The organism is Simiduia curdlanivorans (genome assembly GCF_030409605.1).
Taxonomy (GTDB): Bacteria; Pseudomonadota; Gammaproteobacteria; order Pseudomonadales; family Cellvibrionaceae; genus Simiduia; species Simiduia curdlanivorans.
This window is the reverse complement of sequence record NZ_JAUFQG010000004.1, coordinates 1,282,425-1,298,867: the sequence shown is the minus strand read 5'-3', so window position 1 is coordinate 1,298,867 and position 16,443 is coordinate 1,282,425. Positions and strand designations below refer to the sequence as shown.

The window sequence follows — 16,443 nt, the reverse complement described above, 5'->3', positions numbered from 1 at the left end:
TACAACAAATAACCTCAAGGGCAAGGATGCTAAGAGAAAACTAAAGGACAACATAGAAAGCACACAACACGTCGAAAGTCGCCATGCATTAGGTTTCTCCTGCCCTTTCCTTGAGACTAAAACATATAGAACACATTCAGCTAACTAGCGAGTCAACAAATACTCAAACGCAGACAACGCAGCCTTGGAGCCCTCTCCCATAGCGATAACTATTTGTTTGTAGGGAACTGTTGTGACATCGCCACAAGCAAATATGCCCGGCACCGACGTTTGACATTTTTCATTCACCACGATTTCACCATGACGAGTCGTTTCGACAAGATCACCTAGGAACTGACTATTTGGCACCAACCCAATTTGGACGAAGATGCCATCTAGCGGCTGCCGATGCGATTCGCCTGATTCGCGATCTTGCCAATGTAGTGCAGAAACTTTTCCTGTCTCAGCCTCGACCGACGTGGTCTTGGCATTGATATAGATTTCAATATTGGATGCAACCTTTGCCTTATCAACCAACACTTTATCCGCTTTTAATTCCGGTAAAAATTCAAATAGCTTTACCGAGCGCACAATGCCGGCTAGATCAAGCGCGGCCTCCACACCTGAGTTGCCGCCACCTATAACAGCCACATCCTTACCCTTGAAGAAGGGGCCATCACAGTGTGGACAGTAAGCAACGCCGCTGCCAACATTCTCCTTTTCGCCGGGAACACCAAGCTCTCGCCACCGAGCACCGGTCGCAATAATCAATGTTTTAGACTCGATCAATTCACCCGTACTTAACTTGATGGACTTAATAGCATTATCATCCATCACCTCTGTCACGCTGACATGCTCTTTCAACGTGATGGCGTAGTCATTCATGTGTGCCATCAATGCCGAGGTCAGCTCGGAGCCTGTTGTTTTTGGCACGGATATCAGGTTTTCAATACCAACCGTATCTTTAACCTGCCCACCGATGCGATCTGCTATTAAGGTTACGGCCAAACCTTTGCGGGCCGCATAGATTGCCGCAGCCACACCTGAAGGGCCGCCGCCAATAATGGTTACATCTTGACGTGGCAGCTTAACGCCCTGATTGGCATTGGCCAGATCTGGCGATCGCTGCAGTAATTTTTCAAGCAGCTGTGGTGTGTCCACCTTGCCGTTTGCGAACAGCTCGCCATTGAGGTACACGCTTGGTACGCCTTGAATATCCCTCTCTGCAATCAGTTGGGGAAATAATCCGCCATCGATCATTTCCGAAGAAATATGTGGATTCAGAAGCGCAAATTGATTCAAGAGCTGCACAACATCTGGACAGTTATGACAACTTAAGCTGACAAACACCTCAAAGTGCAGTGGCTCAGCCACGGCGCGTACAATTGTTTTAACGCTCTCATCCAGTTTTAAAGCCGTGCCCCCTGCTTGCAACACCGCTAAAACAAATGAATTGAATTCGTGCCCGCTGGGTATGCCTGAAAAAATAATACCTGAAGCGTCGCCATCAACTTCGAGCTGAAAGCTAATCGGGCTACGAAGTATCGCAGGAACATCTCGCTCCTCTAGACTTAACTTTTCGGAAGCACTGGTAAACTCGCGTAGAAAAGCCATAAGCTCGTCGCGCTTACTGTGGTTACCAACTTGGACTATCAGCTTTACATCCTTAGTAAGGCTAGTTGTATACTGCTTAACAGCAGCAAGTATTTCTTGGCTAATCATGGTGTTGCCTACCTAGGTTGAATGTCACTGAAACCAAACAAGCGGGCAAAAGCCCGCTTGTTTGGTATTTAAATCTTGCCAACTAGATCCAAAGACGGCGCCAAGGTTGCTTCGCCCTCTTTCCATTTGGCCGGGCAAACTTCGCCTGGGTGACTCGCAACATATTGGGCAGCTTTTACCTTGCGCAGCAGATCTTGTGCGTCGCGACCAATGCCTTCAGCGGTAATCTCCATAGCTTGGATAACACCCTCAGGGTCGACAATGAATGTTGCGCGATCAGCCAAGCCCTGACTCTCCCGCATCACTTCAAAATTGCGGGTAATTTGGCCGGTCGGGTCGCCAATCATGGTGTATTTGATTTTTCCAATAGTGTCGGAAGAGTCGTGCCACGCCTTGTGCGTGAAATGTGTATCCGTTGATACCGAGTAGACCTCGACACCGCGCGCCTGAAGCTCAGCGTAATGATCAGCTACATCGCCTAGCTCGGTCGGGCATACGAAGGTGAAGTCGGCGGGGTAGAAAAAGAAGATCGACCACTTGCCCTGTAGGTCCGCATCACTTACTTCAATGAATTCGCCATTTTTGAAGGCGCTGGCATTAAAAGGCTTGATTTTAGTATTGATTAAAGCCATCGGTTATTTACTCCTAACATGGGGTTTGAGTTAATTTTCTGGGCATGAGAGCCTGCAGTGAGATCAATATAGGCGCTTTTGTTATTCATCTAAATTTGATAAAACCAAACCCTACGTTCGAAAAAACTGAAGGTACAGCTAGTATAAAAGTACCTATGATTTACCCTCCAACCGGCAAATTAGGCCAGACTTACCTTGAATCAGGAGATAGACCTTGGTATCCCTTAAGCAGATTCGCTATGCCCTAGCCGTAGAGGAGTTTTTACACTTCAAGAAAGCAGCGGAAAGCTGCGCCATATCTCAATCTGCCTTGAGCACTGCGATAACCGACATGGAGAAACAACTGGGCTTTGCGGTATTTGAGCGGGACAACAAAAAAGTACTTATAACGCCCTTAGGTAAGCAGGTACTTACTTACGCAAAAAACATCTATCTACAGATGAATGACCTCACCAGTTTGGCTGGTCAGATGCTTTGCCCGCTGAGCAGCACACTCAGTATTGGCATGATTCCAACGATCGCGCCTTTCATTCTGCCGCTCATGCTACCCCCTATTAAAACCCACTACCCCAAACTCGATTTACGCGTCGAAGAAGACCAAAGTCACATTCTGGTGAGAAAAGTTCTCGAAGGACAACTGGATTGCGCCATTTTGGCTCTACCCTATGATTGCTCAGGTTTGTTGAGTTTCAGCTTCTGGCAAGAGAATTTTTATCTGGTTACACACAAAGACGATAGGCTCAGCACCAAGCAATGCGTAACGGCTAAAGAGCTAGGGCGTTCAAACCTAATGTTGCTAAAAGATGGGCATTGTTTTAAAGATCATGCACTGAAAGTTTGCGGCATGGAGAGCGACAGTGGCTACGAGACCGGCGGCACTAGCTTAAGCACATTGATTCAACTGGTGGCAGGTAATTTAGGCACCACTTTAGTACCTGAGATGGCGCTTGAACAACTGGTTAACCTCAACCCTCATTTGTCTGCAATACCTATTGACGAACCCGGCCCTCATCGCGAAATTGCCTTTATCGTTCGGCCCAACTACCCCGGATTAGAAAACATAGAAATACTAAAGCAACTTATTCGCGATGAACTTAACCGCTTGGGCAGCGATGATAGGCAAAGCCGAACATAATAATCGACTTTGTGCGATGTTCGTTTTCCATCGGAGGCGCAACAATAGAATCACATGAACAGGAGCCAACATATGAAAGCGTTAACTAGAATCATAGCTAGCTTTACATCAAAACAATCAATACAAGAAGTAAATTACTGCAACTACCAGAATAACTATTACGGCGACCAACTGTGCTCAATTAAACCGCGTTAGAATTTTATACCGCTACTAGCAGCCAGCCTTGTTCGGTTGGCTTATCCTCCTACCATCTCACGCACCAAAGCCCAGCCGCCCTGCTGTGCGTTAACTTCGCGCATTCTCGCACCAGAAAGAACCACCTCATTTACATTTAGCCAGGTTTTCCCGCACCATTTCAGCGCGGAGCATATTTTAAATTATATTTTCCGCACCCAATAAGGGATTCGACGTTAAAAAACATCTTTTTCAGGCTCTTTTTGTCCTTGGCATGAGACTTGTATTACCTAATTAACATTTACAAACATTAATCATGATTGGGGTGAACTATGAAGGGTATAACTTCTTTGTTAGCAGGACTAGTTGCTAGCCTTAGCGCCATGCATTGCGCTATTGCAGCTGAGCCAGAAAAGGACGAACTGAAATTTGGCTTTATAAAACTCACTGATATGGCGCCGTTAGCGATCGCGCTAGAGAAAGGATTTTTTGAAGACGAAGGCCTGTATGTTGAACTAGAAGCACAGGCAAATTGGAAAGTCCTTCTCGATCGCGTTATTACCGGTGAACTTGACGGTGCCCATATGTTAGCCGGACAACCACTGGGTGCCACCATCGGTTTCGGCACTCAAGCCGATATCATCACCGCATTTAGCATGGACTTAAACGGTAATGGAATTACAGTTTCCAATGCTATCTGGGCTGAGATGAAGAAAAATATTCCCCATGAAAATGGCAAACCAGTACACCCAATAAAAGCCGATGCATTAAAACCTGTTGTCGAAAAATATAAGGCAGAAGGCAAGCCATTCAATATGGGCATGGTGTTTCCGGTATCGACGCACAACTACGAACTTCGCTACTGGCTGGCCGCTGGCGGTATCAATCCCGGCTATTATGCCCCCGCAAAAAACGACACCTCAGGTCATATCGATGCCGATGTCATTCTCAGCGTGACGCCACCGCCGCAAATGCCAGCAACGATGGAAGCTGGCACTATATATGGTTACTGCGTCGGCGAGCCATGGAATCAACAAGCCGTGTTCAAAGGTATCGGCGTACCGGTTATTACCGATTACGAAATTTGGAAAAATAACCCAGAGAAAGTTTTCGGCGTCAGTAAAGCGTGGGCCGATAAGTACCCTGAAACCCATATCGCAGTTGTTAAATCACTCATTCGCGCCGCCAAATGGCTAGATGATAAAAACAATGCAAATCGTCCGGAAGCCGTAAAGATTTTGTCTAAGCCTTATTATGTTGGCGCTGATTACGATGTGATTGCCAACAGCATGACAGGCACTTTCGAGTACGAAAAAGGCGATAAACGCGAGGTGCCAGATTTCAACGTGTTCTTCCGACATAACGCCACCTACCCTTACTACAGCGATGCTATTTGGTACCTCACGCAAATGCGCCGCTGGGGTCAAATTGCTGAACATAAACCCGACAGCTGGTATATGGAAACCGCCAAGAAAGTGTATCGCCCTGACATCTACAGAAAGGCGGCGAACGAATTAATAGCCGATGGAAAAATGGCCGCCACTGACTTCCCTTCAGCTGCTGAGACCGGATTTAAACCGGTACAGAAAGAGTTCATCGACGGCATTGCTTACGATGGTACTAAGCCAAATGAATACTTACAAAAATTTACCATCGGGCTAAAAGCCGACAGTAAATTATAGCTAGCCCCGTGCTGCGCGAGCAGCCTTTAGAAGGCTCTCGCGCAGTAGATTAATCGGCTAACTGCATTACTGCAGTCAAAGCCGCATGGAGGTCACAGTGACAACAAGCACCCTAAATAACAGAAAAGGCTTTTTTGAATTTTTACGCGAGCTAGGTGGTTCTCCCGCCCGAGGCCCTGTTCGCCAAGCAATTATTACCGGCATCACCATCGTGCTCTTTGTCTGCTTTTGGCATATCGCCGCGGGAAAAGTCGATACTAGTCTGGGTCAACTGCCCGGCCCAACACAGGTTTTCACGCAAGCTCAAGGCTTATGGTTTGAGCATCGCGCAGAGCGCGACAAAGAAGTCGCCTTTTATGATCGCCAGACCCTGCGCAATGAAAAGAAATTGGCGAGCAATCCAGATGCTAAGCTCAAATGGCGCTCCTATACCGGTAGAGCGACTTATATAGATCAGATTTTTACCAGCCTTAAAACGGTATTTGTCGGTTTTATTATTGCCTCACTGGTCGCCATACCCCTCGGTATTATTTGCGGCCTATCGTCTACGTTTTATAACGCGGTCAACCCCATCATACAAATTTTTAAGCCGGTATCGCCGCTTGCTTGGCTGCCCATTGTGACCATGATTGTGGCTGCGGTTTACGTGAGCGACGATCCACTTTTTGCAAAGTCATTCGTCACCTCGGCCATAACCGTGACCTTGTGCTGCCTATGGCCGACGCTCATCAATACTACCGTTGCCGTATCGGGCGTTAATAAAGACTTAATTAATGTCAGCAAAGTGTTGCGGCTCTCACCCTTAACACACATCCAGAAGATTGTTATCCCCTCGGCTATACCCGGTATATTTACTGGTTTGCGATTGTCCCTTAGCGTGGGTTGGATGGTATTGATTGCGGCCGAAATGCTCGCTCAAAACCCTGGCCTCGGCAAATTTGTTTGGGATGAGTTTCAAAACGGAAGCTCCCAGTCTCTGGCTAGAATTATGGTTGCCGTTCTCACCATCGGCGTTTTAGGTTTTTTACTCGACCGCGCAATGCTTATGCTACAAAAAGCGTTCAGCTGGGATAAGAGCGCGGTCTTGCGCTAGGAGAATACAATGGACATGCACAACCGCTTCTTAAGTATCGAAAATGTCAGTATCGATTTCCCAACGCCAACAGGACCCTTCCGAGCCTTGGATGATATTTCCTTGAGGATTAGGCGCGGCGAATTTATTTCTTTGATAGGTCACTCCGGCTGTGGAAAATCGACTGTACTCAATATCGTCGCGGGACTCTACCAGGCAACCGAAGGCGGCGTTATTTTAGACAGTAAGGAAGTCAATGAACCGGGACCAGAGCGCGCCGTGGTATTTCAAAACCATAGCCTTCTACCCTGGTTATCCGCGTACGAAAATGTTGAGTTAGCGGTTAAGCAGGTATTTAAAGGCAAAAAAACTAAGGCCGAGATGAAGGCCTGGATCGAGCACAACTTGCGCTTGGTGCATATGGATCACGCGATGCACAAGCGCCCTGACGAAATCTCTGGCGGCATGAAGCAGCGGGTGGGTATCGCCCGCGCCCTAGCCATGGAGCCCAAAGTTCTTTTGCTAGACGAGCCCTTTGGCGCCTTGGACGCACTCACCAGAGCGCACTTACAGGATTCGCTCATCGAAATTCAAAACGAGTTAAATAGTACGGTTATCATGATCACCCACGATGTGGATGAGGCGGTTTTACTTTCCGATAGGATTGTGATGATGACCAATGGTCCTGCAGCAAAAATTGGCGACATACTCGACGTTGATTTAGCTCGGCCCAGAGACAGATTGGAGATGGCTAAGGACACGCAATACAATCTCTATCGTGCACAGGTATTAGAATTCCTGCACAAGCGCCACAGCAACCCAGCGACTCAAGGCGTCAAGATCAACAGCGCCGCCGCGAAGAAGGCCAAGGTTAGAGCGGTCGCCTAAACTGTTCATTTATGCTTAGTGTAATCTGTAAGCCTCGCACATGGAGCAAGAGCCACTATCGAGCGCACAACGTAGGCCTGCTAAAAGCGGGCTCACGCTTATTCTGTCGCTACTTCGACCCTATTTCTACCTGCGTGCTTCGCCATGTAGAGAGCGCTGTCTGCTCGTTGCATCAACTTTGATAAATCCTTGTCTGCATCCCTTAGCTGTGCAACGCCTAAGCTAATGGTGATAGCGAGATCATCTGCAACAGCGCGCATATCCATATCTTCAACACATGCGCATAGGCGCTGGGCAACTTCCACCGCCTGTTCAGTGTCTGCGCCCGGTAAAATGGCGAGAAACTCCTCTCCACCCGTTCGGCCAATCTTGTCATTTTTGCGCAAAGCTAACTGAGAATACTCCGCTATTTTTTGCAACACTCGATCGCCCACATTGTGCCCCCAAGTATCATTAATGCGCTTAAAGTGATCGACATCAAACACGATAATACTGAATGCGGTACCCTGCTTACGCGCTTGCTCGAGCTCGGCATTGCCACACACATAGATGCTTCTTCTATTCGGCAGGCGAGTTAACTCATCGGTCATCGCGATAATGTGTAGATGTTTCGACCGCCGCCACTGACGCAAACCAAACAGCGCAATGAAGATCAATACCACCATCGATAAAGATATTACCGCTACTTGCCAACGGCGCTTTTCCTGTAAAGCAATAATTCTAGATTCACGCACAGTCTGCTCAGATTTTAACGCCTGATTTTCTGCCTCTTTTCTTGCCGTATCGAACTCAATTCGCATACGCGTACTGGTTTGATCGCGGAGTTTTGACGAGAGTAGATCACTTGTGGCTTGGTATGCCTGTAGCGACTCGAAAGCCTGCTGCCATCGCCCGAGCGCACCATAGACATCCGCCTGCAATTTTTGCACCCAACTTAAATAGCGATTGTTATCTAGCGCAACCACAATGGGGGATGCATTTTCTAAATGCATTAACGCATCCGCATATTTTTTATTTGCCACATCGAGATAGGCGCTAAAAAGATGCCAGAGTGCCCAGCTTGACGCATCATAATCTTTATCGAGCAAGGGCTCTGCACTCTGCAAGGCGCTTGCTGCTGCACCACTATCGCCTGCACGAAGACGATTGTCTGCTATCGCGATATAGCTGGTGAGTTGGCCGTGTGGCACCTTGTTGTTTTGATAGTATTTTAAAACATCCATATAGATGGCGAGCGCTCGAGCGTATTCACCCAAATCATCGTAGGTGAGCGCGAGGATATAATTCGTATCCATCACACTTTCAATATCCCCGCGCGCCTGGTAAAGATCTACCACTTCCTCTAGTAATGTTTTAGCGCGACTTAAGTCGCCCATACGGCGATAGGTATTGGCAACCATGGAGAGGGTGTATGCGGACCAATAGCGATTACCGAGCAGATGGTACATCTGGTAAGCGACTTGCAAATCTTCCAGCGCCAACGCGAGATCGCCTTGATTGCTGAGCAACTCGCCTCTACTGCTCAACGCATCAGCTATTAGCCGACGATGTTCGGACATCTCTGCTATTTTTAGGGCAGTTTCAAAATCCATTTTTGCACCAGCCATATCGTTGCCGAACTGGCGAAACCAACCTCGACATAGCAGGAACTCTGCTTCGGCGGTAATGTTTTTCAGGGCCGAGGCCTCGCGCATCCAGGTGCTAGCGTTGGCGATAGCGGCCTGAATTTGGAGTGCAGTTTCTTCTGGTTGATACCAACAGGCAAGCTGCCGATAACGCATTTGCTGGAGCGGATCGTTAGGGTTCAAGCGAGATTTTAACAACGCCAATTTCTCAAGATAGATATCGCGCCCGCCAATCAACTCCGAGTTTTCCAACTCGGTAAACTGCGCGTCAATCGAGCGCTGGTCAAATTCATCTGGCTCAGCAAAGGATGGCGCTGACAGAGACAGACTCGCCCACATAAACATCATGATCGCTAAACGGATTATTCGGTTATTGATGTTTGTTTGCTGGCTGGCGAACATTCTATTGGCTCGATTCGATGCGTAAATTAGCAAGAGCCTGCAGTATATGACAAAAGCCTATGGATGTTGAAAGACCTACCCCAGAAAAAGAAAGGCCCCGCAAAGCGGGGCCAATGGTTACATCATTTTGTCATCAGTAACGGTTCTTACACCCTAAGACCCGTTTCAGTTAAATTATTCAATCTCTAACTGACGACGCGCCTCATCATTCGGTAGCAGCCACATGTACTTACCAGTGCCTGATAGCCTTTCAATCTTCACTTTATCCCGCGCTCCAACAACTACTGAAGGCTGATCCACGATGATTTCATTGGCCAGATCGATGCTACCGTACTGGACGTCAACACTGTCACCATCTGTTTGGCTGTGGCTTTCCAACCAATAGTTGAAGGTGGTATCACCCTCGGTTAAGAAGCCGTACTCACCATACATATCGACGGTATGCACTGCGCTAGTATCGTTGTAATCATTCACAACATTGTATTCCAGCAGGAAGCTACCAGTATTAAGGTTTTGCAAAGCAGTAACCATATTGCCGCTTGCATCGGTAGCACCTGTCAACCAACCTTGGTCGTAGCTATACAGGATGTAGTCATCCAAACCATCTTCATCGGTATCGATGTACATAGCGGTGTACAGCTGAGATAAGTTGTTCCATGGGCGCTCAGTCGCTAAACCAAACTGCACCACGGGCGTGCCACCGAAATCGGCGGTGCGGTAACCTAGGGCTTTAATAGCATTAGAGGTGCCATCGAGGAATAGCCCATCTTTACCCGCTAAGGTGAAGCCTTCAGCTATACCCATGCCCTGACCTTGGTTGCGCAAGGTAAAGTTGCCCCTGCGATCTTCCTGCGCCGTTATGCGCGAAGCAGGGTCAACCACGGCCAAGTAGCCAACCGTGAGCTTATCTTCACCGTCGTCAAACACTAACCAGCCATCAACTTCAGTCTGGCTAAGGTAGCCGTTATCGGCGGGCAGTTCAGATGCATCCACTTTCATGCTCACCAACACTGGGCGCTTGCTGTTGCGGCCCATGTGCACGCGACTAGGGAACTGCAGTGAAACTCCAGGAACCTCGCGGTTCGGCACATGGGTCACATTGAAGGTGCGGCTTGAAGAAGACATGTTCTTCAGCATCACCAACTCATGCGCACGGGTATCTCGATCCTCGTTAATACGACCGAAGCTAATTGCACCAGGAATTGCAATGCTGCTGAGCTTTGCCGCTTCCGCTACGTTGATCACACCAGTACCCTGAAGTGTCAGCGGATATGGCGTATTAGAGCCAGGGCCGCCGGCATTTGCAGAGTGCGAAGAGTTCTGCAGCATGGCTTTGATGGCCTTCGGCTTCAGGTTGGGAAACTTCTGCAACAAAACAGCAGCTGCACCGGCAACGTGTGGAGTCGCCATCGAGGTTCCGCTCAAGCTCACAGCGCCATCGCCGGACTGCGTCGCTGCCGATGAAATACCCACACCAGGGGCCGCCAAGTCAGGCTTGAAATCAGAGCCACCATTATTTGGGCCGCGAGAACTGAAACCAGCTAAGGTGTCATCATTATCAGGGAAAGGCACATAGTTGGCAGCATCCAATACACCTTCGGGCATATCACCACCGGTCATGGCATTGTAAATTAACGTTCCGTTTTCCAATGAAATCATTGCAGCGGCCAAATCTACTGGCGTGCCACCCATAATAATTGGAGCGCCAGCTTCATTATTGAAGACCACCGCACCGCTGGCGCCTGCAGCTAAAGCATTTTGTAACTTGATGGTGAAGGAACACCCGCCACGCTGCAAGAACGCAACCTTATCGGTCATGTCATTCGCCAGCGGCGTACAGGCATTGAGCGGGTTGGCGATCTCCATCGCACCAGAAATTGGGCTGCCTTCGATCAGCGCTGGAGAGATGCCCGAATAAGCGGCGTTGTAGTCACCGCCAACGATGTCGCTGTTTACGTGCACAGCGAATTCATTGGCACCGCCCGCAACGGTAGCTGCAACAGAAATGGTTTTCTTACCGGCGGCCGGAGCACCGTGTACATAGGGCACACCATTGCCTGAGTTACCCGCAGCCACCACCACAACCACGCCCATGCTCGCAGCGTTATCCGCGGCCACTGAAGACGGATCATCGGGACTACCGAAGTCAGAACCCAAACTCATGTTAATCACATCGGCGCGATCGTCAACGCTACCGTCGCCGTTTGGATCTAGGGCGAATTCAATCGCGTCAACCGTTAGCGAGGTGGAACCACCATTGTCGCCAAATACCTTAAGCGCCCAAATTTCAGCATCTTTTGCAACGCCAGGACCTACCTTACCTTCAACACCGTTACCCGCCGCAGAGCCGGCAACGTGAGTGCCGTGGCCTTGATAATCCATCGGGTTATCATCTGGCTGGGGAATTTGCTGCTCGGGAGTGCCACCAGCATGATAATCGGCGCCGGCAAAGTCATAACCAAGGGTAACTTTCGCCGTTGGGAAGGAACCAGGAGTGATTGAAGAGGGGTCTATGCCGGTGTAATCACCGTTGCCACCAAAATTCTGATGCACGTAATCTACGCCCGTATCGATAACCGCAATCTTTTTGCCGGCACCGCTGAAACCGAGGTCCCAGGCGTCTGTAGCACCAACCCAAGGAACAGAAACACTGTTCATTAACTTATGGTGTGGCACACGCATAACACGCTTTACGCCTACTAGGGCTTGAATCGCGGCTAAATCGCTACGATCTACCAACCACTTGCTACCGTTTACACCGGCGCGAAAGCTTTTCACTTCGGTGGCGCCAAGCTTTTTCATTTTGGCGCGGAACTGAGCCTGTTCTGCAGCAATCTTCTCAGCCTGCTGTAGCTGGCGATCGCGACTCGGTTCAGTTTCAGTGGCTTCTAATTCTTCAACAACAAACCCAGCGACAGAGGCGCTTTCCAGCTCGACAAAAATCTCCAATCGATTCTTGCCTGTGGCAATGGGGGCCTGCTTCGTATCCAGCGCGGTGCGCTCGAGGGAAAGCTTGGCGGGGTCGAGTGCCTGAGCACCAGCCAGCGCAGCCACGGAACAAGATAGACATAGCGCAACGGACTTGCCGAGCGCAGATAGAGGCAATTTCTTCATTTAGCCAACTCCTTGGACAACGGTAAACAATTAGAGAACGCTTATGGCATTCAACTAAATGCAATTTTGAGAAAAACCGTACCTGAAAAATGACCGCAATACAGGCCGGAATCCACCGGCGGGTAATGGTCGGGTTAACCATAGTCCACACCAATAAGACTCGGAACAACCCCAATAACAATTTTATTTTTATGGTTATTCGAAGCACCAAAAAAGAACGTAAAACTCCGATAAAACCACAACTAAAATGCCGAACTTATGACCGGGCAAGCTCAAAAACAGAACATGGCATTAGTCATTTTCAGCAACTAATACTTTATAACTAGTTTCGACCTACCCCCTCAAATCTAAAGCCTTCGAAATATGCAGGAACACTCGTACAGCTTTCGACTGATTTTCTAGGCAAGTCTAGGGCCGCCAAATATACTGCCCAGCTCACATTGATACTGCATGGAACGCATCATGAATGGACTCGCAAGCCTTGGGCACATAGCCCAACAACCGCACAAAAACACCAAACACCGCTTTATTCACTTTTCCCAAAACACGGATGGCCGCTGCGGTCGCCCTGTGTATATCGACGCCCAACTGCTGCCCGACTTTCTCGCCGCTGTGGATATAAGTAACTTTAGCGGTCTAGAAGTAGTGAAGAAAATAGAACAATTACGAGCTTTGGGCGGAGGGATAAATAGCCACCAAAATAAAGACATTGCGAATAGCCATAAATGTTTAATGGGTAAAGTGGAAGTCCACTATTACATTACTCAAGCAACTGCCAAGAACTCCGGCGGGATCTATATAACAAATGTAGGCAGTATCAACAATAACAAGGATGAAACAGGCTTATATCGCTATCAGAACGGAATTGTCAGAAAAAATGATAATGACTTTTTTGCGCTAGAACAGGCTTTCATTGGATCAGATCAATCAATAGATAACCTTACCAATCGATTCAAACCCTACGCTGAGGTTGATGGCTGGAACTCACTATCCTATGAAATATTTTTTTCGCCAAGTTATGACATAGATAAACATGGAACTTGGATAACACCCGCTCAAAAGATATTTAACGAGTCTCAATCAATAGTTGACCTAGCAAAAATCTTACAAAAAACTCAACAGGCGATGATAAACAAAAGTGGCTCATTCACTAAAATTAGAGTCTTTGATAGTTCCAGTGGAATACTGGACAAATCACTAACGCTTGTAAAAGGTCATTTAGATAAGCTCGGGTTTGAATTTATTGACCCAGACGCGACAATTACCTCAACCATAAGGCAATTAGCTTCCAAAAATGCCAAGCTATCCAAGTCGCCTGTACAAATCACATCTAGACGATCAAAAATCACACTAACCAAAGTGCGAAACCAAATTTCCAGCATACTAAGAAGTGTGGGCAGGCCAACCAATGCTTTGGAAGTAACAGAAAAAACAAATGCCTCTAGCATAGCCCTCTCAGTCGGAGGGGCACTCAGTCATTCAAAAAGTAACTTCATAACAGCCGCGAGACAGGCGAACCTACTTGGTAAATGGCAAGGCTAATGATCATCGAAGATGTTTATGCAAATGCAAACCCGCAACTAATGCAAATCATTGCAGGAAACTTTAACCTTTTTTTTCTGCTTCCTGGCTTTGGTGAATATTACCCAGATAAACTATGCACTAGAGATTTGGAAAACAGATATTTTAACGAGGGCATCACAGAAATGAAATGCCCGCCCATTTGCTCGTTAAACTGGCCATGTAAGTTTCTGCATATAGAAGCTCTAGCGGGAGAAGTTTTTGTAGATATAAGACTAATTCTATCAAGCAAAAACTCATTAAAAAGTCACAGCGCGATATCTACCCATATTTCTGAAGAATATTATGATTTAGAGCGCAATTTTTTTAATCGTGGAGATGCAGACTCTATATTAGTTCCCGAAGAATCGCCAAAATATAAAAGAATTCCCTATCCGAAATCCCAACACCAAGTGGCTAGAAAAGGAGTAAAGTTCCCCTACTTCCAAGCTCAAGCTGGTTCTCACTTAGGCGGCATAACACCAATCGTCAACTACGCACCCGCAGGCGAAGGAGTCGCCATCAAGTTTGACTTTCGCTTCAACGGCTTCACCGCTGAAAACCCCACGGAATTGGCCGCCAGAGACGCACTGCTCGAGCAAATATGTGATGACTTTATGAGCCATGTGGAAATCTCGCCCTTGCCTCGCGACGAACGCCCCACGACCAAAACCCCATCAATAGATAACACCAACGAAGACGACGGCTGGTAGCAGCACCATTCGTTTCGTTTTTTGCATGAACTCATACCATTATCTCATTTTCCTATTGCGCCTAAGCTCACTATGCTTGGGGCATTGAATAGGAGAACCCCATGCAAACCTGCGGCGAACTACTGGCAAAATACCTCGAAGCCTATGGCATTGAAGTAGCCTTCGGCATTCCCGGCACCCATACCATCGAGCTCTACCGCGGCTTACCGCAAACCGCGATTCGCCACGTTACGCCTCGCCATGAACAAGGCGCCGGCTTTATGGCCGACGGCTATGCGCGCGTGACCGGCAAGCCTGCTGCCTGTATTACCGTTTCCGGCCCAGGCGCACTCAATATCAGTGGCGCCATGGGGCAAGCGCTGCAAGACTCTCAGCCCATGCTGGTTATCTCCGCCGACAACAACACTTGGCAACGCGGTCTCGGTGAAGGCCGGTTGCACGAAACCCGCAACCTGCAGGCTGCCATGGCCGAATGTTCGCGCTGGGCACACACCCTCACTCGGCCCGACGAATTACCCAGGGTGATGGCGCGAGCCTTCGCTATCTTCGCCAGCGAAAGGCCAGGGCCCGTGCATTTAACCCTACCCTTGGACGTGATTACCGCATCGGCTGATCATGTGCCACTCGACCTTTGGCCGCTGCCCAGCAAGCCGGCCGCTCACCTCAGCAGCGTGGCGCAGGCCGCGACACTACTCAATCAAGCCAAGCGACCGCTACTGGCCTTAGGTGGCGGTTGCGCCGACGCTCAAGCCGCAATGCTCGCACTGGCAGAGCAATTACAGGCGCCGGTTAGCCTGACCCATAACGCCAAAGGTCTGCTGCCACCCGATCACCCTTTACTGTTGGGCTCAAACCCATCGTTCGCGTCTATACGGCATGAGTTCGAACAGTCGGATGTGATACTCGCCATCGGCACCGAACTGTCCGAAACCGATTACGACTTTTTCTTTCAAGGCGATTTCACCATTCCCGGCAAACTCATTCGGGTGGATATCGCCACCGATCAGTTAACACGTAACTGCAAACCAAGCCTCGCTATCCAGTCTGATGCCTGTCAGTTTGCCCAAGCATTAACTAGCCAACTGACAGCGAGCAAAACGCGCCTTGAAAATGCCAAGCAACGGGTTGCCGAGGCCAAGCAAAAACATCAGCAAGAAATACACCTCGGCTATCAAGCATTTCTCGACAGCCTGCTGGAGGCACTACCGACCGCCATCCTAATGGGCGACTCAACGCAACCGGCCTACTACGCCGCCAACCAATTTGACGCCACCGCACCGCGCAGTTTTGGTTCGGCTGCAACCGGCTACGGCACCTTGGGTTGGGCGCTACCGGCGGCCTTTGGCGCGCGCTTGGGTGCACCCCATCGACCGGTTATCGGTTTGCTGGGCGACGGCGGTATTCAATTTTCGCTCAATGAATTAGCGACGGCTGTGGAGGCGAAAATTCCCGTTAGCATTATTATTTGGCACAACAGCTGTTACGAAATGATTGCGATGAATTTTCGCGATGCGGGTATGGAGCCCATTGCCTGCGATATCTACGCGCCCGACTTTATCAAAATTGCCGAAGGTTACGGTTGTAAAGGTGTCAGAGCCAAAAACTTGCGCGAATTAACCTCTGCGCTAATAAACGCACAAGCGTCGGACTTACCAACGATTATCGAAGTGCAGGAAAGCGATTTTATCTAACACCCAGCAGTCCGCGCCCGCTTCAAAACAGGCCCGATGCAATTTACAGCGCGC

The 16,443-nt window shown here is 48.8% G+C and carries 11 protein-coding genes; 7 read left to right on the top strand and 4 right to left on the bottom strand.

The features are described from left to right. Positions 1 to 144: 144 nt before the first annotated feature. Positions 145 to 1,701 carry an alkyl hydroperoxide reductase subunit F gene (gene ahpF / locus QWY82_RS05910; protein ID WP_290260631.1) on the bottom strand — a complete coding sequence of 519 codons (1,557 nt, stop codon included), beginning with the start codon at positions 1,699 to 1,701 and terminating at the stop codon, positions 145 to 147. A 68-nt stretch (positions 1,702 to 1,769) separates the two neighbouring features. Continuing rightward, on the bottom strand, positions 1,770 to 2,333 hold the full coding sequence (gene ahpC, locus QWY82_RS05905) for an alkyl hydroperoxide reductase subunit C (protein ID WP_290260630.1): 564 nt from the start codon (positions 2,331 to 2,333) through the stop codon (positions 1,770 to 1,772). Between the two features lie 214 nt (positions 2,334 to 2,547). On the opposite strand from ahpC, the gene QWY82_RS05900 reads away from it, so the two are divergent. From QWY82_RS05900 to QWY82_RS05885, 4 genes are all read left to right on the top strand, one after another. Next, positions 2,548 to 3,468, top strand: a complete 921-nt coding sequence (locus QWY82_RS05900) for a hydrogen peroxide-inducible genes activator (protein ID WP_290260629.1) — start codon at positions 2,548 to 2,550, stop codon at positions 3,466 to 3,468. A gap of 557 nt (positions 3,469 to 4,025) precedes the next feature. Next, positions 4,026 to 5,324, top strand: coding sequence for a CmpA/NrtA family ABC transporter substrate-binding protein (locus QWY82_RS05895; RefSeq protein WP_290263471.1), 1,299 nt, complete (start codon positions 4,026 to 4,028; stop codon positions 5,322 to 5,324). 97 nt (positions 5,325 to 5,421) lie between these two features. Next, positions 5,422 to 6,417 carry an ABC transporter permease gene (locus QWY82_RS05890; protein ID WP_290260628.1) on the top strand — a complete coding sequence of 332 codons (996 nt, stop codon included), beginning with the start codon at positions 5,422 to 5,424 and terminating at the stop codon, positions 6,415 to 6,417. A 15-nt stretch (positions 6,418 to 6,432) separates the two neighbouring features. After that, on the top strand, positions 6,433 to 7,284 hold the full coding sequence (locus QWY82_RS05885) for an ABC transporter ATP-binding protein (RefSeq protein ID WP_290263468.1): 852 nt from the start codon (positions 6,433 to 6,435) through the stop codon (positions 7,282 to 7,284). 98 nt (positions 7,285 to 7,382) lie between these two features. Here the strand turns inward: QWY82_RS05885 and QWY82_RS05880 are convergent, their stop codons facing one another. Together QWY82_RS05880 and QWY82_RS05875 are read right to left on the bottom strand one after the other, a co-directional pair. Then, complete coding sequence (locus QWY82_RS05880; protein ID WP_290260627.1) at positions 7,383 to 9,311, bottom strand: tetratricopeptide repeat-containing diguanylate cyclase; 1,929 nt, start codon at positions 9,309 to 9,311, stop codon at positions 7,383 to 7,385. A 174-nt stretch (positions 9,312 to 9,485) separates the two neighbouring features. Continuing rightward, complete coding sequence (locus QWY82_RS05875) at positions 9,486 to 12,425, bottom strand: S8 family peptidase (protein WP_290260625.1); 2,940 nt, start codon at positions 12,423 to 12,425, stop codon at positions 9,486 to 9,488. A 462-nt stretch (positions 12,426 to 12,887) separates the two neighbouring features. Here QWY82_RS05875 and QWY82_RS05870 point away from each other — a divergent pair, with 462 nt between their 5' ends. The 3 genes from QWY82_RS05870 (at position 12,888) to QWY82_RS05860 (ending at position 16,389) form a co-directional block, all read left to right on the top strand. Continuing rightward, positions 12,888 to 13,967 carry a hypothetical protein gene (locus QWY82_RS05870; RefSeq protein WP_290260623.1) on the top strand — a complete coding sequence of 360 codons (1,080 nt, stop codon included), beginning with the start codon at positions 12,888 to 12,890 and terminating at the stop codon, positions 13,965 to 13,967. Then, complete coding sequence (locus QWY82_RS05865) at positions 13,967 to 14,698, top strand: hypothetical protein (protein ID WP_290260622.1); 732 nt, start codon at positions 13,967 to 13,969, stop codon at positions 14,696 to 14,698. The genes QWY82_RS05870 and QWY82_RS05865 overlap by 1 nt, the downstream gene beginning before the upstream one ends. A 101-nt stretch (positions 14,699 to 14,799) precedes the next feature. Beyond that, positions 14,800 to 16,389 (top strand): 5-guanidino-2-oxopentanoate decarboxylase, encoded by a 1,590-nt coding sequence (locus tag QWY82_RS05860; RefSeq protein ID WP_290260620.1) that lies wholly within the window; start codon positions 14,800 to 14,802, stop codon positions 16,387 to 16,389. The last annotated feature ends 54 nt before the right edge of the window (positions 16,390 to 16,443 follow it).

Coding starts and splice junctions, on each gene's coding strand:
- ahpF (WP_290260631.1), bottom strand. CDS start 1,701: ATGATTAGCCAAGAAATACTTGCTGCTGTTAAGCAGTATACAACTAGC.
- QWY82_RS05860 (WP_290260620.1), top strand. CDS start 14,800: ATGCAAACCTGCGGCGAACTACTGGCAAAATACCTCGAAGCCTATGGC.
- QWY82_RS05880 (WP_290260627.1), bottom strand. CDS start 9,311: ATGTTCGCCAGCCAGCAAACAAACATCAATAACCGAATAATCCGTTTA.
- QWY82_RS05885 (WP_290263468.1), top strand. CDS start 6,433: ATGCACAACCGCTTCTTAAGTATCGAAAATGTCAGTATCGATTTCCCA.
- QWY82_RS05865 (WP_290260622.1), top strand. CDS start 13,967: ATGATCATCGAAGATGTTTATGCAAATGCAAACCCGCAACTAATGCAA.
- QWY82_RS05875 (WP_290260625.1), bottom strand. CDS start 12,425: ATGAAGAAATTGCCTCTATCTGCGCTCGGCAAGTCCGTTGCGCTATGT.
- QWY82_RS05895 (WP_290263471.1), top strand. CDS start 4,026: ATGCATTGCGCTATTGCAGCTGAGCCAGAAAAGGACGAACTGAAATTT.
- ahpC (WP_290260630.1), bottom strand. CDS start 2,333: ATGGCTTTAATCAATACTAAAATCAAGCCTTTTAATGCCAGCGCCTTC.
- QWY82_RS05870 (WP_290260623.1), top strand. CDS start 12,888: ATGAATGGACTCGCAAGCCTTGGGCACATAGCCCAACAACCGCACAAA.